20 protein-coding genes are annotated in these 17,474 nt (G+C 54.5%); 9 read left to right on the top strand and 11 right to left on the bottom strand.

Going from position 1 to position 17,474, the window contains the following annotated elements:
- Positions 1-251: 251 nt before the first annotated feature.
- The 6 genes from PFRI_RS18295 to PFRI_RS18270 form a co-directional block, all read right to left on the bottom strand.
- On the bottom strand, positions 252-587 hold the full coding sequence (locus PFRI_RS18295) for a hypothetical protein (RefSeq protein WP_139292146.1): 336 nt from the start codon (positions 585-587) through the stop codon (positions 252-254).
- Positions 588-681: 94 nt separating this feature from the next.
- Complete coding sequence (plsY, locus tag PFRI_RS18290; RefSeq protein ID WP_072632141.1) at positions 682-1,284, bottom strand: glycerol-3-phosphate 1-O-acyltransferase PlsY; 603 nt, start codon at positions 1,282-1,284, stop codon at positions 682-684.
- Positions 1,285-2,592, bottom strand: a complete 1,308-nt coding sequence (pyrC, locus tag PFRI_RS18285) for a dihydroorotase (RefSeq protein ID WP_072632140.1) — start codon at positions 2,590-2,592, stop codon at positions 1,285-1,287.
- The gene (locus PFRI_RS18280) at positions 2,589-3,125 is read right to left on the bottom strand and encodes a hypothetical protein (RefSeq protein ID WP_072632139.1); all 537 of its coding nucleotides are present in this window, start codon (positions 3,123-3,125) and stop codon (positions 2,589-2,591) included. Before PFRI_RS18280 ends, pyrC begins: the two co-directional genes overlap by 4 nt.
- A gap of 112 nt (positions 3,126-3,237) precedes the next feature.
- Positions 3,238-3,759: a hypothetical protein gene (locus tag PFRI_RS18275; RefSeq protein WP_072632138.1), complete on the bottom strand. Its 522-nt coding sequence runs from the start codon at positions 3,757-3,759 to the stop codon at positions 3,238-3,240.
- Positions 3,756-4,706 carry an aspartate carbamoyltransferase catalytic subunit gene (locus tag PFRI_RS18270; RefSeq protein ID WP_072632143.1) on the bottom strand — a complete coding sequence of 317 codons (951 nt, stop codon included), beginning with the start codon at positions 4,704-4,706 and terminating at the stop codon, positions 3,756-3,758. The genes PFRI_RS18275 and PFRI_RS18270 overlap by 4 nt, the downstream gene beginning before the upstream one ends.
- Positions 4,707-4,804: 98 nt before the next feature.
- On the opposite strand from PFRI_RS18270, the gene PFRI_RS18265 reads away from it, so the two are divergent.
- From PFRI_RS18265 to PFRI_RS18250, 4 genes are all read left to right on the top strand, one after another.
- Positions 4,805-5,596 carry a uracil-DNA glycosylase gene (locus tag PFRI_RS18265; RefSeq protein ID WP_072632137.1) on the top strand — a complete coding sequence of 264 codons (792 nt, stop codon included), beginning with the start codon at positions 4,805-4,807 and terminating at the stop codon, positions 5,594-5,596.
- Entirely contained in the window at positions 5,593-6,135 is a 543-nt protein-coding gene (gene moaB / locus PFRI_RS18260; protein ID WP_072632136.1) for a molybdenum cofactor biosynthesis protein B, read from the top strand. Before PFRI_RS18265 ends, moaB begins: the two co-directional genes overlap by 4 nt.
- A 101-nt stretch (positions 6,136-6,236) precedes the next feature.
- The gene (locus PFRI_RS18255; protein ID WP_072632135.1) at positions 6,237-7,694 is read left to right on the top strand and encodes an efflux RND transporter periplasmic adaptor subunit; all 1,458 of its coding nucleotides are present in this window, start codon (positions 6,237-6,239) and stop codon (positions 7,692-7,694) included.
- A gap of 3 nt (positions 7,695-7,697) precedes the next feature.
- Positions 7,698-11,105: an efflux RND transporter permease subunit gene (locus PFRI_RS18250; RefSeq protein ID WP_072632134.1), complete on the top strand. Its 3,408-nt coding sequence runs from the start codon at positions 7,698-7,700 to the stop codon at positions 11,103-11,105.
- Positions 11,106-11,109: 4 nt separating this feature from the next.
- Here PFRI_RS18250 and PFRI_RS18245 read toward each other — a convergent pair whose 3' ends face one another.
- Positions 11,110-11,913 (bottom strand): protein-disulfide reductase DsbD domain-containing protein, encoded by an 804-nt coding sequence (locus PFRI_RS18245; protein ID WP_245812469.1) that lies wholly within the window; start codon positions 11,911-11,913, stop codon positions 11,110-11,112.
- 151 nt (positions 11,914-12,064) lie between these two features.
- On the opposite strand from PFRI_RS18245, the gene PFRI_RS18240 reads away from it, so the two are divergent.
- Positions 12,065-12,640 (top strand): YqgE/AlgH family protein, encoded by a 576-nt coding sequence (locus PFRI_RS18240; RefSeq protein WP_072632132.1) that lies wholly within the window; start codon positions 12,065-12,067, stop codon positions 12,638-12,640.
- On the opposite strand, the gene PFRI_RS18235 is transcribed toward PFRI_RS18240, so the two are convergent.
- From PFRI_RS18235 to PFRI_RS18225, 3 genes are all read right to left on the bottom strand, one after another.
- Positions 12,637-13,716 carry a 5-(carboxyamino)imidazole ribonucleotide synthase gene (locus PFRI_RS18235; RefSeq protein WP_072632131.1) on the bottom strand — a complete coding sequence of 360 codons (1,080 nt, stop codon included), beginning with the start codon at positions 13,714-13,716 and terminating at the stop codon, positions 12,637-12,639. The genes PFRI_RS18240 and PFRI_RS18235 overlap by 4 nt on opposite strands.
- Complete coding sequence (purE, locus tag PFRI_RS18230) at positions 13,709-14,197, bottom strand: 5-(carboxyamino)imidazole ribonucleotide mutase (protein WP_072632130.1); 489 nt, start codon at positions 14,195-14,197, stop codon at positions 13,709-13,711. Before purE ends, PFRI_RS18235 begins: the two co-directional genes overlap by 8 nt.
- Before the next feature lie 61 nt (positions 14,198-14,258).
- Entirely contained in the window at positions 14,259-14,483 is a 225-nt protein-coding gene (locus PFRI_RS18225; protein ID WP_072632129.1) for a YdcH family protein, read from the bottom strand.
- 169 nt (positions 14,484-14,652) lie between these two features.
- Between PFRI_RS18225 and PFRI_RS18220 the strand changes: the two genes are divergently transcribed.
- The 3 genes from PFRI_RS18220 to PFRI_RS18210 are packed head-to-tail and all read left to right on the top strand — an operon-like array spanning position 14,653 to position 16,172.
- Positions 14,653-15,066 (top strand): Hsp20 family protein, encoded by a 414-nt coding sequence (locus PFRI_RS18220; protein WP_072632128.1) that lies wholly within the window; start codon positions 14,653-14,655, stop codon positions 15,064-15,066.
- 3 nt (positions 15,067-15,069) lie between these two features.
- Positions 15,070-15,297: a DUF1150 family protein gene (locus tag PFRI_RS18215; protein ID WP_072632127.1), complete on the top strand. Its 228-nt coding sequence runs from the start codon at positions 15,070-15,072 to the stop codon at positions 15,295-15,297.
- 2 nt (positions 15,298-15,299) lie between these two features.
- Complete coding sequence (locus tag PFRI_RS18210) at positions 15,300-16,172, top strand: PhzF family protein (protein WP_072632126.1); 873 nt, start codon at positions 15,300-15,302, stop codon at positions 16,170-16,172.
- Between the two features lie 64 nt (positions 16,173-16,236).
- Here the strand turns inward: PFRI_RS18210 and PFRI_RS18205 are convergent, their stop codons facing one another.
- On the bottom strand, positions 16,237-17,001 hold the full coding sequence (locus PFRI_RS18205) for an alpha/beta fold hydrolase (RefSeq protein WP_072632125.1): 765 nt from the start codon (positions 16,999-17,001) through the stop codon (positions 16,237-16,239).
- A 97-nt stretch (positions 17,002-17,098) separates the two neighbouring features.
- Here PFRI_RS18205 and PFRI_RS18200 point away from each other — a divergent pair, with 97 nt between their 5' ends.
- A complete protein-coding gene (locus tag PFRI_RS18200) occupies positions 17,099-17,461 on the top strand; it encodes a hypothetical protein (protein ID WP_072632124.1) in 363 nt (120 codons plus the stop codon).
- The last annotated feature ends 13 nt before the right edge of the window (positions 17,462-17,474 follow it).

Raw genomic sequence — 17,474 nt, 5'->3', positions numbered from 1 at the left:
ACCAGATACGCCGCCAACCTTCAAACCGCCCAAACACCAGATTCAGTCATAGCTCATGAAATCTCACAGGTGAGTGCGTCAGAGCATACGCTATCGTTGGTGCACTTAGCCGCAGAAGTCGAAGCGATCGCTAAAAAGCTAACGCATCCTTGAAATTTGAGGTCATTGAGCGGGCTGAGCCCGCACTTGATACGCATATTTTGTCAAATATGCAGATGCCTCAGGCGGAAGTTTTTCTGGAAAGATGAAGGCTAGCGTGTTTTGTCGGTGTCCGCTTTGAACCAGACATAGAGTTTGCAAAACGTAGCGCCCCAAATCGCAGACATCACGCTGCCAAAGCCACCATATAGGACGAGAAGATCATCTAAACGAAAAAAGCTGGCCATCAGTGCGTTTAGGCAAAGCAGAACGAGCGTTACGATCGTGTTGACAACAATGGCTAGGAGCGTGATTTCGAGCGTCTTTGGAACGCGTCGTTTGAGGTACCAATAACATGCAGGTCCGGCACAGACCAGATACAAAGGTCCACCAAAGTAAAGCGCGAAAACAGGGATTAAGAAGATCCAGAAGCCAAAGAAAGCGATCACCAGCGGGGCACCAAACAGCGCGCATATAAAGGCAACCGGCGGTACTGCGAAAGGTGCACCACTTTGGCGAGGTACTAGCCGGTTCAGCACCGCGTTATTTGCCTATCTTAGGCTCGGTTCCTGCGCGAAGTCGCGTGATGTTGGCTTTGTGTCGCCAGAAAATCAGGACCGTGAGGATCACGCCCAAAACAAAGCCTTGCGGGTATCCCAAAAGGGTCATCCAGAAGGTGGACGTGCCTGCAGCTGCAAGGGCTGCGAGGGATGAGATGCGTTTGAGTGCTGCAACCACGAGCCACGTCGCGCAACTTGCTGCACCGACGGGGAAGCTGAGGGCGAGCAAGAGACCAAGGAACGTCGCCACCCCTTTGCCGCCTTGGAACTTGAGCCAGATTGGATAGCAATGTCCGATAAGGGCCATGAGGCCTGCAGCTTGTGCTGCGTCTTCACCCGCCATCGCGCGTGCAATCAGTGCAGCGACTGCACCCTTGGCACCATCAAGAATGAGTGTGGCGAGCGCAGCAGGTTTAGAACCAGTGCGCAAAACATTGGTCGCACCGATATTGCCAGAGCCAATGTCGCGCAGATTGCCGAGGCCCATCATGCGCGAAATTAGGATCCCAAAAGGGATCGATCCGAAAAGATAGCCAAGAATGGCCCAGATGAGCAGCGCCGTTAAGCTAATTTCAATAGATGGCATCTATTCACTTTCAAACACGGGTTGGCCGGCAACGTAGGTTGAGATCACTTTACCTTGCATGCGCGCGCCGTCAAACGGTGTGTTCTTGGATTTGCTGTGAAGTTTGAAACGATCCATGATGAAGGGCGCATCAGGATCAAAGAGAACGAGATCGGCAGGGGCTCCAACGCTTAGGCGGCCAGAGGCAAGGCCGAGACGTTTTGCCGGGGCGAGGCTAAGCGCGCGCCAAAGGGTTGGTAGGTCCATGTGCTCGTTATGGATAAGGCGCATCGCGGCGGGGAGCAGCGTTTCCATCGCAACTGCGCCTGAGGCGGCTTCCTCAAATGGGAGGCGTTTGCTTTCCTCATCCTGAGGAGTGTGCATGGAGGAGATGAGATCAATGGTGCCGTCTGCGAGAGCTTCGATAACAGCGAGGCGATCATCCTCAGAGCGAAGGGGAGGTTTCACTTTAAAGAAGGTGCGATAGTCCGCGACATCCAGTTCATTGAGCGTGAGGTGATGAATTGACACGCCAGCCGTGATGTCGAGGCCGTTCGCCTTGGCGCGTTCGAGTGCAGGAAGCGCGCGTGCGGTGGTGATTTGATCCACGTGATAGCGCACACCTGTCATTTCAACTAGGGCGATATCGCGATCAAGACCCATGCGTTCTGCCATCGGAGAAACACCAGGAAGGCCGCGAAGGGATGCGAATTTTCCAGAGGTGACAGCGGCCCCTGCGCTGAGTATCGGTTCTTGGACATGGGCAATCACGAGAGCGCCGAGCGAACGCGCGTAGGTCAGGGCGCGACTGTAGACTTTGGTGTCGCGTATGACATGATCACAATCGGTAAAGGCTACGGCGCCTGCGTCTTGCAAAAAGCCGATCTCGGTCATTTCGCGTCCCATCCGTCCTTTTGTGAGGGCGGCCATGACGAGGACGTTGACGGGTGCGGCCTCATTCGCGCGGCGACGGGCAAATTCAAGGACCTCGGGGCTGTCGATCGCGGGAGATGTGTCAGGACGTGTGACCATCGTCGTTACACCACCCGCAGCAGCGGCGCGGCCCGCTGAACGATAGCTTTCTTTGTGACGTTCACCCGGCTCACAGACTTTCACACCTATGTCGATAATGCCGGGGGCTAGGCATTTGCCCATGCAATCCACGATAGTCTCGGCGTCGGAGGTTTCGCCGCGAAACCTATTGTCTGTGTTATCAGCGTCTTGTGTGGAATTGGCGATAATCACACCTGAGGAAACAGCTAACTCACCGAGCGTGTCATCACCGGTTTCAGGATCAATGAGGCGAGCGTTGATAAACCGTATGGTCATTGAGAATTTTCCTGAATTTGGCGCATAAGTTTGTGAACTTTTCGACCGTCTTCGATACGTTTGAACCCGTATTTTGCGTTTTTGAAAAATACACTGTCGGGTGGGCCGATTCTGAGTGTGAGATGGGTATCTTCATCGATCATGTGATCCACCAGAAGTTTGCCTTTTGTGGGATGAGCCGTGGCAATAAACGCGCGTTTTGAAGTAAGCGTGTAGTGCGTTTTCGAGCGCAAATAACTGTCCCAAAGGATGTGTCCAATGGCATTGTAAAAGCCGATGAAAAAGAAGGGCAGACCAAAAAGGGGGAAGATGTAGGGTAGAAAACCGCCAAAGTCTGATCGACCGAAACCACCCGCGATATTCATCGCCATGCTCATCCAAAAGAGCGAAAAACCCATGAAAAACAGTCCCATGAGTGTGCTCATGATGTCGATGTTTTGAAATGACAGTCCCGCGACAGGGCGACCCTGCCAAAGGATCGTTTCGCCCTCGTCCAAGATGCCGTCCCAGCCTGCGGGTGTTTGCGCGTTCATTTTACGCGATCCAAACCAGCATAATCACGAAAAGCGAGAGCAAGATCAGCACGATTGAGGCGATGCGACCTGACATTCTGGGGTCTTTTGGCTCTTGCATAGTACTGCTCTCCTATGGGGTGATCCGGATGAACATCGAAATAGTGATCGCAACAATCAGAGCGAAGGCCGCGAGCACCCAAAAAAGGACTTTATTGTTTGAAGGCCGATCCGCGGGCGTTGCGCCGGATAAGGTGCCCTGTGCGGAATTGGTTTTCATCGGGGTTGATGTGGTGTCGATAGGGACTTCACCAAACGTGGCGATCCAGCGCAAAGGGGATGTCGGCTTCAGATTCACTGCTTTGGCCCCAAAAGCTGCAGAGCGGATGAGCACAACATCGCCTTTGAGCGTGTTGATCTGCGGGCGCATCGCGTCGATTTCAGAAGGCTCGATGCCCATGCCAAGCGCGAGATATCCTTCAAGTCCAAGCTCGTCGAGATCGCTCAACGTGATCATATCAACGTGAGCGGGATCTAGCGTTTCCACAGCCAAAGCGTCACAAAGGGACGCATGATCAAATGCTTGCGCAGTTTCGACCGCAAAAAGACGAACGATGCCATGTTCTGTTGCTGTGATGCGCATTTGAGTGCTCATACCATGACACCCTTGGGTCGGCTGCGTCTGTTGCGCGCAAGAAGGTCCATCGCGGCCATGCGCACAGCGACACCCATTTCGACCTGTTCCTGAATGACAGAGCGGTTGATGTCATCAGCAATATCGCCATCAATTTCCACGCCTCTGTTCATAGGGCCGGGGTGCATGACAATGGCGTCTGGCTTGGCGTAGCTTAGCTTTTCCGCATCGAGACCGTAACGGTGATAATACTCGCGCTCGGAAGGGATGAAACCGCCATCCATGCGTTCTTTTTGCAAGCGCAGCATCATGACGACGTCAACATCTTTGAGACCTTCGCGCATGTCCTCGAACACTTCACAGCCGAATTCGTTTATCTGGCTAGGCATCAGGGTCGGGGGGCCAATTAGGCGCACGCGGTTTTCCATTTTGCCGAGCAACATAATGTTTGAGCGCGCCACTCGCGAATGCGCAATATCTCCGCAAATGGCGATTGAAAGACGGTGCAAACGACCTTTGGCGCGACGAATTGTGAGCGCATCGAGCAAGGCTTGGGTGGGGTGTTCGTGGCGACCATCCCCCGCGTTCAGAACGGCGCAATTCACTTTTTGAGCCAGTAGATCGACGGCACCTGAATGGGGATGACGGACAACCAGTAAATCAGGGTGCATAGCGTTCAGGGTCATCGCGGTGTCGATCAGGGTTTCGCCCTTTTTGATCGAACTGGCCTGCATCGCCATATTCATCACATCGGCGCCAAGGCGCTTGCCCGCAAGTTCAAAACTGGCCTGCGTGCGGGTGGAATTCTCGAAGAACATATTGACCTGGGTGAGACCTTGCAGCGCATCGGAATGCTTGTGTTGGCCGCGACCTAGATCAACGTATTGATCCGCAAGATCGAGCAGCGCCGTAATCTCTGACGGGTGCAAATGCTCGATCCCGAGCAGGTGAGCTTGGGTAAAAGACATGGCGCGGCCCCCTTTGGTTCGGCGCGTTATAGGCGCGGTGGCCCGCGCGGGCAAGATGGGGCGTTTCCTATCCAGCGCGAGCGGCATAGATTGGCGCTATGGAATCGGCACACATGACATCTTTAGAGTATCATACCGCAAAGGCCTTGCTTGAATGGCAGGTAGAGTTTGGTGTGGACGAAGCGATTGCAGAAGAGCCTATTAACCGTTTCGAGGTGAAGCCGGAGCCCAAGAAAGTGGTGCCACCGACCGCCGCTCCCGCGATTGAGACTGGCCCTGCGCCAGTTGCGGCTACATTCGATGGTGCAGCTTTGGCACGCGATGTGGCGATGTCTGCGCAAGATGTTACTGCATTGAAAGCTGCCTTAGCTGGTTTCGAAGCCTGCGAGTTGAAACGTGGCGCGCGCAATCTGGTGTTTGCAGATGGTGTGTTGGGCAGTCGCGTTATGGTCATTGGCGAAGCACCAAGCCGTGATGAAGATCGCGACGGCATGCCATTTGTGGGCGATACGGGGCTTTTGCTGGAAAATATGCTGAAAGCGATTGGGCTGAGTCGCTCTGAAAGCGTTTATTTAACAAGTGTGATTCCATGGCGTCTGCCGCGTGGTGGGGATGTAAGCGCCGATGATTTGGCGATGATGCTACCATTTCTGGAACGCCATGTGGCTTTGGCCAAGCCCGATGTGTTGGTTCTGATGGGCAATATCGCGTGTCAGGCAGTGCTTGGGAAACGTGGCATTACGCGGATGCGCGGGCAATGGGCGCAGGCGATGGGGCTGCCTGTGCTGCCGATGTTCCATCCTGAATATTTGTTGAGCAACCCTTTGAAAAAACGCGAAGCCTGGGCGGATTTATTGGCTTTGAAAGCGAAGTTGGGAGAGATGGCATGAGTCGTATTGACGAAAATCGCGAATTTCTTCCTGTGCGTATCGCGGTTCTGACGGTGTCGGACACGCGTGCGCTTAACGATGATCGCTCTGGCGATGTGTTGGTGCAGCGCTTGAGCGATGCGGGGCATATTCTTGCGGAGCGTATGATCGTGCGTGATGAGCGGGCTGAGATTGCTGAACAGTTGCGCGTTTGGTGTGCAAATGATGCGATTGACGTGGTGATTTCGACAGGAGGCACTGGTTTGACGGGGCGGGATGTCACGGTCGAAGCGCACCGCGATGTTTATGAGAAAGAGATTGATGCGTTTGGAACTGTGTTCACTCATGTGAGCATGGCAAAAATCGGCACGTCGGCGGTGCAAAGCCGTGCGACAGGTGGCGTCGCGCTGGGCACATATTTGTTCGCTCTGCCGGGAAGTCCGGGCGCGTGCAAGGATGCGTGGGATGAAATTTTGGCGTTTCAACTCGATTATCGTCACCGACCCTGCAATTTCGTCGAAATAATGCCGCGTTTAGATGAACATTTGCGACGGAAATGAGTGGCTTGGCCGTAATACGCTAAATGTGATCAGATTTGCTTGGTTTGCCAAGTTCATTTGAGCCACTAAGTTAAGAGTAAGTTTACGAAGGCGGCAACGGTATGAGATTTTTACGAAACAGCCTCGCGGGTTTGTTTTTGGTGGCTATGACGGGGGCTTTGCTCGTCTATGCGGGCTCCATGATTTATGGCGCAGTGCAAGCGCGCATGAGCGAAGAGCCAAGGCCTTCGCGCTCGCGTGAGCGGGTTTTCTCGGTGACAGTCCTGCCCGCAAATATCCAAAGCGTTGAGCCTATTTTAACATCTTTCGGCCAAATAGAGAGCGCGCGCACGCTTGATCTACGTGCGGGGGCGTCTGGCACGGTGCTAGCGTTGTCTGAAAATTTTGTTGAGGGAGGAAGCGTCACAGCTGGGGAGCAGCTGGTACAAATTGACCAAGCCGAAGCGCAAAGCGCGTTTGATCGGGCTGATAGTGATTTGAGCGATGCCAAGCTCGAAGCGCGTGAGGCAGCGCGCGCAATTGGTTTGGCGCAAGATGAGCTTGATGCGGCGCGCGAGCAGGTTGCTTTGCGTGAGAAAGCCTTTGAGCGTCAGGAAGATTTGTCTCGGCGCGGCGTTGGGACTGCGGCAGCGGTGGAAACTGCTGAACTCGCGGCGTCATCCGCGCGACAGGCTGTTCTGTCTCGTCGTCAAGCCCTGGCGCAAGCCGAGGCACGTATCGAGCAGGCGCAAACAAGAATTGCCCGCGCTGAGTTGGCCAAAGCGGATGCTTCCCGAAGATTGGACGATACGGTTATCACCGCCGAATTTGCAGGTGCTCTAAGCGATGTCACCGCGTCACGTGGCGGATTGGTGAATGCGAATGAAAGACTTGCGCGATTGATTGACCCTAATGCGCTTGAAGTGGCGTTTCGCTTGTCCACTGCGCAATACGCGCGCTTGTTGGATGAAAACGGCGTTTTGGGCGATGCGCCGGTGTCCGTTGTGCTTGATGTGTTCGGCGCTGACCTCGTCGCTCAAGGGACATTGTCGCGTGACAGCGCGGCTGTGGGCGAAGGGCAATCGGGACGTTTGGTTTTTGCCAAACTCGACAAAGCCCCCGGGTTTAAACCGGGAGATTTCGTTCGTGTAGAGGTAACTGAACCAGAGGTGCGCGGCGTTGTGCGCTTGCCTGCAACTGCGCTGGGCGCGGATGAAAAAGTGCTGGTGATCGGTGAAGAGGATCGGCTTGAAGCACTGCAGGTCTCGCTTGTGCGCCGACAAGGCGACGATGTGCTCGTGCGCGGACGCGGTTTGGTCGGGCGCAACGTTGTGAGCGCACGTACACCGCTTCTCGGAGCGGGGATAAAGGTAAAGCCGCTCACAGCAGAAGGTGTCACAAAGATCGAAGAGCCTGAGATGCTTGAGCTAAGCCAAGAACGTCGTGACAAGATCCGAGCATTTATTCAGGCGAACAAGCGTATCCCAGAGGAAGCGAAAGCGCGTATTTTGGGGCAACTCGACGAGCCTAAGGTTCCTGCACAAATGGTGCAGCGGATCGAAGGTCGGATGGGGGGATAAACCATGGCGCGTGATCTTCCCAAGGGTGCGGGTGGCGTTCTTAGCTACTTTGTACGCCATAAAACACTCGCGAATCTGCTGTTGGTCATCATGCTGGTCGCGGGTCTTGTCGCGATGCCGAAAATGCGCGCGCAGTTCTTTCCAGACGTGGTTTTGGACACAGTTTCGGTCTCGGTCGCATGGGATGGCGCAGGCGCAGAAGACGTGGACGCAGCAATTGTGCAGGTCATGGAGCCGGCGCTCTTGTCCGTTGAGGGCGTCGATAGTTCCAGCGCGAGCAGCAGTGAAGGTCGCGCAACGATTTCTTTAGAATTTGAACCCAATTGGGACATGGCGCGCGCGGCTGATGATGTGCAATCAGCGGTGGATCAAGTCACGGGCTTGCCCGACGAGGCGGAAGGTCCCGTCGTGCGCCGCGGTCAATGGCGTGATCGCGTGACGGATGTTGTGATCACTGGACCAGTGGGCATCGAACAATTGGCGCTTTTTGCTGATGAACTGAGCATTCGCTTGTTCGGTGTCGGCGTTACGCGCACGACCATTCGTGGTGTTGCGGCGGGCCAGACGATTGTCGAGGTTCCATCGGCCAGTTTGATCGCGAATGATATCGCGATGGCGGATATTGCGGCGGCGATTGCCTCCGAAGTGGACGCGGACCCGGCTGGGGATGTGTCTGGTGGCACCGCACGTGTGCGCACGGGTGTTGAAAAACGAACGCCCGAGCAGATTGCACAGATCGTTTTGCGCTCGAATGATGATGGCTCAAAGCTGCGCATCGGTGACATCGCGCAGTTGCGCCAAGAGGGTGTAGATCGCGAGATCGGGTTTTATGTGGCTGATAATCCGGCGATGACACTGCGCGTGGATCGATCTGACAAAGGGGATGCAATTGCGATCCAAAGACAAGTCGAAGAAGTTGCCGCCGCGATGCAGGCAACGCTTCCTGATGGCGTCACAATCGAACTTATTCGCACGCGGGCGGAATATATTAGTGGTCGCTTAAACATTTTGCTCGATAACGCGGTGACCGGGCTAGCGCTTGTGGTTTTGTTGTTGTTCCTATTCCTAAATGCGCGGACGGCATTTTGGGTGGCAGCAGGGATTCCTGTCGCGCTTTTTGCAGCGATAGCGATCATGTATCTGGGTGGGCTGACCATAAACATGATCTCGCTCTTCGCGCTGATCATTACCCTCGGGATCGTGGTGGACGACGCGATTGTTGTGGGTGAGCACGCAGATTACCGCGCGCGAGAACTCAAGGAGCCGCCTGTGGTGGCAGCGGAAAATGCAGCGCGCCGCATGGCTATGCCTGTGTTTTCGGCGACACTTACGACTGTGATTGCCTTTTTCGGATTGGTTGCTGTCGGTGGGCGTTTTGGGGACTTGATAGGCGATATTCCATTCACGGTTATCGCGGTCTTGGTGGCTTCATTGGCGGAGTGTTTTCTCATTCTGCCGAACCACATGAGCCATGCATTGGCGCATAGTGTGAAAACACATTGGTATGATCTGCCCAGCCGTGTTGTGAACCGCGGGTTTGAGTGGGTGCGCGATCAGCTGTTTCGACCGTTCATCGCGGGAGTTATTTGGGCGCGCTACGTTGTCATTGCAGGGGCAATTGCTGTCCTTGCGAGCCAAGTCGTTTTGGTGATCAGCGGGGATGTCCAATGGCGGTTCTTTAATGCGCCGGAGCGCTCGTCTGTGACGGGCAATTTCTCGATGGTGGAGGGGGCGAACCGCGAAGATACGCTGGCGATGATGCGCGAAATGCAACGCGCGACGAATGAGCTGGCCGCCGAGTATGAGAAAGAGCACGGGACCAACCCGCTAGATTATGTGATGGCGACGATCGGTGGGTCAGCGGGGCGTGGTCTTGCTGGATCTGATACCAAAGATAACGATCTGCTTGGCGGTATTTCGATAGAGCTGATTGACGCAGATCTACGGCCCTATTCAAGTTTTTCTTTTGTCAGCGACCTGCAAGATCAAGTGCGTCGTCATCCATTGACGGAAAATGTTTCCTTCCGCTCTTGGCGCTCTGGTCCGGGCGGATCAGGGCTGGATGTAGAGTTTTTTGGCGCTGATGCAGAGACGTTAAAGCGCGCAAGTGAAGCGTTACAATCAGAACTCGCGCGCTTCCCAGAAGTGTCAGCGGTTGAGGATAATCTGGCCTACGACAAAGAAGAGGTGATCCTAGAGTTGACAGCTCAGGGACAAGCACTGGGCTTTACGATTGATCAGCTCGGACGTGTGCTCAGGCATCGATTGAACGGGATTGAAGCCGCGAGTTTTCCCGACGGGCCACGTAGTGCGACCATTCGGGTAGAATTGCCGAGCGGTGAGTTACGCGCAGATTTCCTTGATAGTACTTTGCTGCGCAGTAAGTCGGGCGACTATGTGCCGCTTGCAGATATCGTCAGCGTGACGCAGCGCACAGGATTTTCAACGGTGCGACGCGAAAATGGTGTGCGTTTGATTTCTGTGACAGGCGATATTTCTGAAGACGACCCAGCGCGTGCGAGCGAAATCGAAGATGCGTTAGAAGAGCAAATTTTGCCGCGTATTGCGTCTGAGCAGCAAGTCGAATGGCGTCTTTCCGGCCAATCGGAGCAGGAAAATGCGTTTTTGAGTGATGCGTTGACAGGGCTGGTGCTGTCGTTGACGGGAATTTATCTTGTGCTTGCTTGGGTGTTCTCGAGCTGGACGCGTCCCGTGGTTGTCATGGCAGTCATCCCGTTTGGTCTGGTCGGGACGATTTATGGCCACGCGGTCTGGGATATCCCGTTGTCGATGTTCTCTATCGTTGGCCTTTTGGGCATGACGGGGATCATCATCAACGACTCCATCGTTTTGGTGACTACGATTGATGAATACGCCAAAGATCGCGGGTTGTTTCCATCCATTATTGATGGTGTTGCGAACAGATTACGCCCTGTCATGTTAACGACATTGACGACTGTGTTGGGTCTATTGCCACTGTTGTTCGAGCGCTCAAGCCAAGCTCAATTTTTGAAGCCAACGGTGGTTACGCTGGTCTATGGACTAGGATTCGGCATGTTCTTGGTATTGCTTGTCGTGCCATCGTTCATTGCGATGCAACATGATGTGCGCCGTCGCGTTGATGCGTTCAAACGTGGGTTAGGCTTTCGTGCGAAAGGACCGCGACTGGCGCTGCTCGGTTTGTCTGGTGCCATTGCGCTCTGGCTCGCGGGAACGCTTGGGTATGCGGCAGTTAACGATGCGCTTTATCCACCATTGCTTGCGATGTTGCCAAGCGTTGAGGATATGCCTTCAATGCCATTCGCGTTTGTGATCTTTGTGGGAGGGCTGTTTGTGGCAATATTGACTGCTTATATTGCCGCTTTGTTGGCGCTGTTCATGTCGCGCCGTCGCCGTCAGGGTGAAGCGTAAGGGCTTAACTGCCTTTACAGCCCACAATTTCAACCGCGCGCTGATCGCTCAGAACGGTGATCCGCAAAGAACTGCGATTGAGCAAAAAAGGCGCGTTTTCGACGTGTTGAATCTGCGTCACGGCAGTGAGCGTGTTGCCCGAGCGCGTCATCTTGGGCTGGGCAATCCATAAAAGTGGATTGGCGGCTTCTATTATCATCGCTTCGCCCTTGCCGACACGCGGCAGTTCCAAGCTGGCTTGCAAGGAAATTCCATCTGCGCTGGGTGAGATTCGGCATCGCACATTTTGCGCACCGGCTTCTTTGCCCGAGTAAGCACGATCTGCCAAAGACGCGGCGATGCGGCCGTCGCGTTTGGTGCTATCGGCGGGAAGTATTGCGGAGATGTTGAGCGTTTGAGGAATGCAAATATCTTTACACACGCCAATTTCGATCCGCGCGTTGAGCTGAATGTCTTTGCCATCGGTTTTGGGTGCGACTTGCAGCGGAAGAACGACCTGATCATGATACACAATCGAACGCAGGCCATTTTGCTCGTAGACGTCTGGGCGTGGCCAAACGATTTGCGCGGCCTTGAGGTTGCGCGAGTCTGAGAGGTCAAAGCTGGGCGGAATCCCTGCATCCCCCGGCGCACGCCAATAGGTGTGCCAACCGGTCTTTAGCTCAAGACGAATGCCGCTCATATGGCTGCCATCGGCTTGGCGCCAACCCGTGATCAGGCTTGCTTCGATGACATCATCGTAATTTTGCGCCTGAGCAACCGGTGCAATGAAAATACCGGCGAGGGTCGCGATTATCTTTGTTTTCATGTTCATGTGCCTTGGGTGCACCTTGCGAGGCTCAATGTCACGTCACTATATTGAGAGAATATGTGAGAAATAAGAAAAACTCATCAAAGTGACTTGCGCATTTTGCTGCATCCGCACATCTTTTATTCATTGAATTGAGATACTGAATTTTATGACATCCAATGACCTTTCGTTAGATCTTGTTGGCAAGTGTTTGATCGCAATGCCTGATATGCCAGATGCACGTTTTCAAAGCAGCGTCATCTTTATGTGCGCGCATTCCGCAGAGGGCGCGATGGGCTTGATCGTGAATAAATGCGTTCACGATGTTAAATTGGCGGATCTTATGGATCAACTTTCGATTCCTAAGGGAAGTGCGCGCGCGGATTGGCCGATCTATTTCGGCGGTCCAGTTGAGCATGGCCGCGGATTTGTTCTGCATAGCTCCGAGTATCGCTCTGAACTGTCCAGTTTGGACACGGGCGACGGGTTTGCGATGACGGCGACGATTGATATTCTGGAAGACATTGGAGCGGGAAACGGCCCTGAAAAGGCGCTGATCGCGCTTGGTTACGCAGGTTGGGGGCCAGGGCAACTGGAAGGGGAATTGGCGCGCAATGGTTGGCTGGTGGCAGATGTTGGTCATAAGGTCATTTTCGAGACGCCAGATAGCAAGAAATGGAGCGCGGCGCTGGGCGCGATAGGAATTGATCCAGCCATTTTGTCGAGCAGTGGCGGCAGCGCTTAACCTTTGGCGATTGCGCTGACGTAATTCACATGGCCCATTTTACGGCCCTTTTTCACATCGGCTTTGCCATACAGATGCAACGCAGTTTCGGCCTGTGTCGCAAGGCTTGGAACGCGGTCCATATCATCGCCAATCAAGTTCTCCATCACCACATCGCTATGACGTTGCCCATTGCCGAGCGGCCAGCCTGCGATTGCGCGAATGTGCTGTTCGAACTGATCTACCGTGCAGCCATTTTGCGTCCAGTGGCCTGAATTATGCACGCGCGGCGCGATTTCGTTCACGACCAGCCCAGAGGGCGTGACAAAGAGCTCGACGCCCAAGACGCCGACGTAATCCAGCTCGTTCAGGATACGACCTGCAAGGATAACCGCATCCATGCGCAGGCTCGATTTGACGTTTGCGGGCACAGTGGTCTTGCGCAGGATCCCGCCCTCATGGACGTTTTCACCGGGGTCAAAACAGGCGACTTCCCCCGAAGGGCTGCGCGCAGCGATGACGGATATTTCGCAAGAAAAATCGATGAACCCTTCAAGCACCGCAGGGGCACCCGCCATATCCGCAAGCGCCTGTGTGGCGTCATCGGCACTTTTCAACCGCGCTTGGCCTTTGCCATCATACCCGAAGCGACGGGTTTTCAGGATTGAAGGCGTGCCAACTTTTTCGATTGCGACCGCAAGGCTGTCAGCGTCATCAACCACAGCAAAGGGCGCAACAGAGAGGCCGAGACCTGAGAGGAATTCCTTCTCTGTGATGCGATCTTGGGAAATGCGCAAGGCATCGCGGCCCGGATGGATCGGTGCGAGCGATCCGAGCAGATCGAGTGCAGATGTGGGCACGTTTTCGAATTCATAGGTGATGACATCGACGGCCTGCCCAAAGGCGCGCAAGGCGCTCTCGTCTTCATAGCTGGCGGTCGTTACATATTCCGCGACGTGGCCCGCAGGCGGGTTTGCACCCGGCTCAAAGATATGTGTGCGAAAGCCAAGACGCGCCGCTGCGACAGAGAGCATACGGCCAAGTTGACCGCCGCCTAGTATTCCGATCACTGCGCCTTGCGGCAGGGGATTAGTCATCAACAGGTTCCTCGGCAATGGAAGCAGATAGTGCTTCGCGCCACGCATCAAGGCGGGTGGCAAGTGCTGGATCAGATGTGGCGAGAATACCAGCGGCCATCAGGCCCGCGTTGGCAGCACCAGCAGCACCGATGGCCATGGTCGCGACAGGAAAACCGCGCGGCATTTGTAAGATAGAGTAGAGACTATCGACGCCGGACAAAGCTTTGGTCTGCACGGGAACGCCAATCACAGGAACGCGGGTTTTTGACGCCATCATGCCGGGCAAGTGCGCAGCACCACCAGCACCAGCGATGATCACTTTCAAACCACGCGAAGCGGCTGTTTTGCCGTAGTCCCAAAGACGGTCTGGTGTGCGGTGCGCAGAGACGATTTTAGTCTCATATGGGACGCCCAATGCATCAAGCATTTCAGTGGCTTCTTTCATCGTGGGCCAATCGGATTGGCTGCCCATGATGATTCCAACTTCGATCTGTGTCATGCAATGTGCCCTCAAACAGTAAGCGGCGGACTATACGCAAGCGCGGCCTTTAGGCAATCGCTTATGCGATAATATCGGGGGTCAAACGGTCTTCAAGGTTTGCGATTTTGTCCTTGAGGCGCAATTTGGAGCGCTTGAGACGTTGCATGGTGAATTGATCGGCTGTGCCTTTCTCAACAAGTGCATGAATCGCGTCATCAAGATCACGGTGTTCCCGACGCAGGACTTCAAGCTCAACGCGCAAAACTTCGTTGGTTTTCATTGAGATATCTGTTGGCGCGTTCATTCAAGCGATTCCAGTGCAGAGGGAATTTACAGTGCCCCACTTATAACGCGCGCAAAGGCCTACGCATAGCCCTTGCACTGCGCTTTGAAGCTTCCCATATTCTAACGAGACGCGGTTGCCGAAACGGGATCGCACAGATGGACTGTCGCTTAGATGTAAGGACGAGCCGATGACGAAAATGACATTGGGGTCATACCCACATATGCTTGGGTTTGAGCAGCTGGAACGCTTGGTGGAACGCACCGCGAAATCTGGCAATGAAGGTTACCCGCCTTATAATATCGAACAAACCACAGATACTTCGTACCGAATTACGCTGGCTGTCGCTGGCTTTGGCGAAGATGATTTGGCGATCACTGTTGAGGATCGCCAGTTGGTGATCCGTGGGCGGCAAACTGATGATAGCGACGGGCGCATGTTCCTGCATCGCGGGATCGCAGCGCGTCAGTTTCAGCGTAGTTTCGTGCTCGCGGATGGGGTGGAAGTGGGGGAAGCGTTGATGGAGAACGGATTGCTCCACGTCGACTTGACCCGCGCGCGACCTGACACAGTTGTTCAAACAATAAACATTAAGAAAGGGTAGATCATGACTGAAGCATTTGATTTCTCAAAAAGCAGCGACGAGCGGATTGTTTACGTGCGCTCGGTTGATGTAACGGACTTGCCCGTTGAAATGCAAAAACAGGCAGAAGGCTCTGAGCAGCTTTATGCGGTGCACTCTGAGGATGGCGCGCGTTTGGCGATTGTTGCGGATCGTGACCTCGCTTTTGTTCTGGCGCGCCAGAATGATTACGCACCGCAAGCGGTTCACTAAACATGGCTGATTTTGCTGTCCATTGGGTCGATGCGTTCACGGATCGCCCCTTTGGCGGCAACGGATGCGCCGTGGTTCACCATGCGGCGCATTTAGATGACGAGACGTGTTTGGCCTTTGTGCGCGAAACGTCTTTGGTGGAATGCACATTTTTAGGGCCGTCTGAGGTGGCAGACGTGCGGGTACGCTATTTCTTGGCGAGCCGCGAAATTCCGTTTGCAGGACATCCGACGGTGGCGTCAGTTGTGGCAGCGCATGCGGCTGGGACGGTTGGCACCGGTGATCTGACGCTTGAAACATTGGCCGGGATAATTCCCGTTCATCTGAGCGGTGATGGCAAACGCGTGACCATGCGCCAGAACGCGCCTGAATTTGGAGTTGAGGTTGATCCAGCTTTGGTCGCGGCCGCGATTGGCCTGACCACAGGCGATATTGTTGCGCCGCCGCAGCTTGTTTCTACAGGGTTGCCGTTTGTGATTACGCTTTTGGAAGATCGCACTGCGTTGAGTTTGGCTAAACTGAATGCAAGCGCGGTTGAGCGGATGAACGAGAGCATTGGCGGTGACGACGTGATGGAACCGTTCTTGTGTACATTGGGTGGTTTTACCGATACGGGTGATACCGCTGCGCGTTTGTTGTTGTTGCCCCCCAGTCCACCTGAGGACCCTTTTACAGGGTCAGCAACTGGGGCGATGGCGAGTTATCTGTGGAAACACGGCTTGATTGAAGGCCCCGAATTTGTGGCCGAGCAAGGTCACATGCTGGGTCGTCCAGGGCGCGCAGATGTGCGTGTGATTGGCCCTCGTGACGCGATTGAGGCGGTCGAGGTCGCAGGTGCTGGGCACATTTTGATGAGCGGCACGCTGCATTTGTGAGTATGGGCGAGGGGCTAGTCCCTCGTGCTCTTCAGGATACTTTTCGAAATAGGAAGATGAAGACTTAGACTTTGTAGTCTAGGAAAGCGCGCAAAGATGCCTCGAAGGCGCGGGGTTGTTCGGCGTGGAGCCAATGGCCGGCGTCTTGGATTTTAGCGAATTTGGCGTTGCTGAAATGGGTTCTGATCTTGTCGCGGTGTTCGGGCAAAACGTAGTCAGAATTTGCGCCTGACAGGAAGAGTGTTAGACCTTCATAGGTGCCTTTGATCTCAGGGAAACTGAGTATTTTGGCCATATCGCGCTCAAGTGCATCAAGGTTGTAGTGCCAGCGCTGATTTTTCACATCGAGAGATTGGGTGAAGAAAGATTGAAGCGTTTTGTCCTCAACGTGCTGAGCAAGCTGCGTGACCGCATCCGCGCGGCGGGTGACTTGGCTGAGATTAACTGCGCGCATTGCATCGATGAATTGTTGTTGCGAATGTGTGTAGGCGACAGGTGCTATATCCGCAACGAGCAGGCGCGCGACTTGGCTCGGGTTGCTCAGCGCTAACACCATCGCCGCTTTGCCGCCCATCGAATGTCCGACGAGATCGACAGTCCCCCCAAGCGCATCGATGAGCTCTGAAAGATCGGCCGCCATGTCGGTATAGCTATGGCTATCTGCATGAAAACTATTGCCATGATTGCGCATATCTGGCGCTATCACGGTGCGCGTTTCTGACATGCGCTTGGCGATGACGTTCCAGTTGCGCGCAGAACCGAAAAGCCCATGCACGATCATCAGCGGTGGCTTGGTGGTGTCGGTGCCATGTGTAAGATAATGAAGCATATTAATAGGGTTAACGCGAATTTCACATCTGCACCAGCCGGCTTTGCTTGAGAGCGCTCAGGGCTTTCGATAGAGTGCCGCTGACGGAAGTGAGTCTATGCAAGCTGAACCTGATCTTGATGCGATAGAGCGAAAAGCGCTCGCCGCGCTGCGCAAACAGCTTGGCGTGAAGGCGCGTGATTTGCCGCGCGGCATGAAGCGGGTTGGACGGCGTTTACCACGCGATGCGCATCGCGCCGCCGAAGTGATCAGCACCGCAAAAGCGCATCTTTCGCACCCTAAGCTTGGCCGTATGGTAGATCATCATGCGGTTTTGACGGCGGAAGCTGTATTGCACAGACATTTGGACAAGATTGATCCCAAAGAACGGCGTAAGGATGCGATCCTGTCGATGCTCGGCGCGCAGGCGTTCAATGTGATATACACAGAGTCCTCGAGCACCCGACTTTTGACGGGTTGACGTCTGACCGTAG

This window comes from Planktotalea frisia (assembly GCF_001890925.1).
In the GTDB taxonomy this organism is placed as follows: Bacteria; Pseudomonadota; Alphaproteobacteria; order Rhodobacterales; family Rhodobacteraceae; genus Planktotalea; species Planktotalea frisia.
This window is presented reverse-complemented; position numbering and strand designations above follow the sequence as displayed.

Excerpts from the sequence above, each read along its gene's own strand:
- PFRI_RS18245 (WP_245812469.1), bottom strand. The coding sequence starts at position 11,913 with ATGAAAACAAAGATAATCGCGACCCTCGCCGGTATTTTCATTGCACCG.
- PFRI_RS18215 (WP_072632127.1), top strand. The coding sequence starts at position 15,070 with ATGACTGAAGCATTTGATTTCTCAAAAAGCAGCGACGAGCGGATTGTT.
- plsY (WP_072632141.1), bottom strand. The coding sequence starts at position 1,284 with ATGCCATCTATTGAAATTAGCTTAACGGCGCTGCTCATCTGGGCCATT.
- moaB (WP_072632136.1), top strand. The coding sequence starts at position 5,593 with ATGAGTCGTATTGACGAAAATCGCGAATTTCTTCCTGTGCGTATCGCG.
- PFRI_RS18255 (WP_072632135.1), top strand. The coding sequence starts at position 6,237 with ATGAGATTTTTACGAAACAGCCTCGCGGGTTTGTTTTTGGTGGCTATG.
- PFRI_RS18270 (WP_072632143.1), bottom strand. The coding sequence starts at position 4,706 with ATGTCTTTTACCCAAGCTCACCTGCTCGGGATCGAGCATTTGCACCCG.
- PFRI_RS18200 (WP_072632124.1), top strand. The coding sequence starts at position 17,099 with ATGCAAGCTGAACCTGATCTTGATGCGATAGAGCGAAAAGCGCTCGCC.
- PFRI_RS18225 (WP_072632129.1), bottom strand. The coding sequence starts at position 14,483 with ATGAACGCGCCAACAGATATCTCAATGAAAACCAACGAAGTTTTGCGC.
- PFRI_RS18220 (WP_072632128.1), top strand. The coding sequence starts at position 14,653 with ATGACGAAAATGACATTGGGGTCATACCCACATATGCTTGGGTTTGAG.
- PFRI_RS18275 (WP_072632138.1), bottom strand. The coding sequence starts at position 3,759 with ATGAGCACTCAAATGCGCATCACAGCAACAGAACATGGCATCGTTCGT.
- PFRI_RS18205 (WP_072632125.1), bottom strand. The coding sequence starts at position 17,001 with ATGCTTCATTATCTTACACATGGCACCGACACCACCAAGCCACCGCTG.
- PFRI_RS18235 (WP_072632131.1), bottom strand. The coding sequence starts at position 13,716 with ATGACTAATCCCCTGCCGCAAGGCGCAGTGATCGGAATACTAGGCGGC.
- purE (WP_072632130.1), bottom strand. The coding sequence starts at position 14,197 with ATGACACAGATCGAAGTTGGAATCATCATGGGCAGCCAATCCGATTGG.
- PFRI_RS18250 (WP_072632134.1), top strand. The coding sequence starts at position 7,698 with ATGGCGCGTGATCTTCCCAAGGGTGCGGGTGGCGTTCTTAGCTACTTT.
- PFRI_RS18210 (WP_072632126.1), top strand. The coding sequence starts at position 15,300 with ATGGCTGATTTTGCTGTCCATTGGGTCGATGCGTTCACGGATCGCCCC.
- PFRI_RS18265 (WP_072632137.1), top strand. The coding sequence starts at position 4,805 with ATGGAATCGGCACACATGACATCTTTAGAGTATCATACCGCAAAGGCC.
- PFRI_RS18280 (WP_072632139.1), bottom strand. The coding sequence starts at position 3,125 with ATGAACGCGCAAACACCCGCAGGCTGGGACGGCATCTTGGACGAGGGC.
- pyrC (WP_072632140.1), bottom strand. The coding sequence starts at position 2,592 with ATGACCATACGGTTTATCAACGCTCGCCTCATTGATCCTGAAACCGGT.
- PFRI_RS18240 (WP_072632132.1), top strand. The coding sequence starts at position 12,065 with ATGACATCCAATGACCTTTCGTTAGATCTTGTTGGCAAGTGTTTGATC.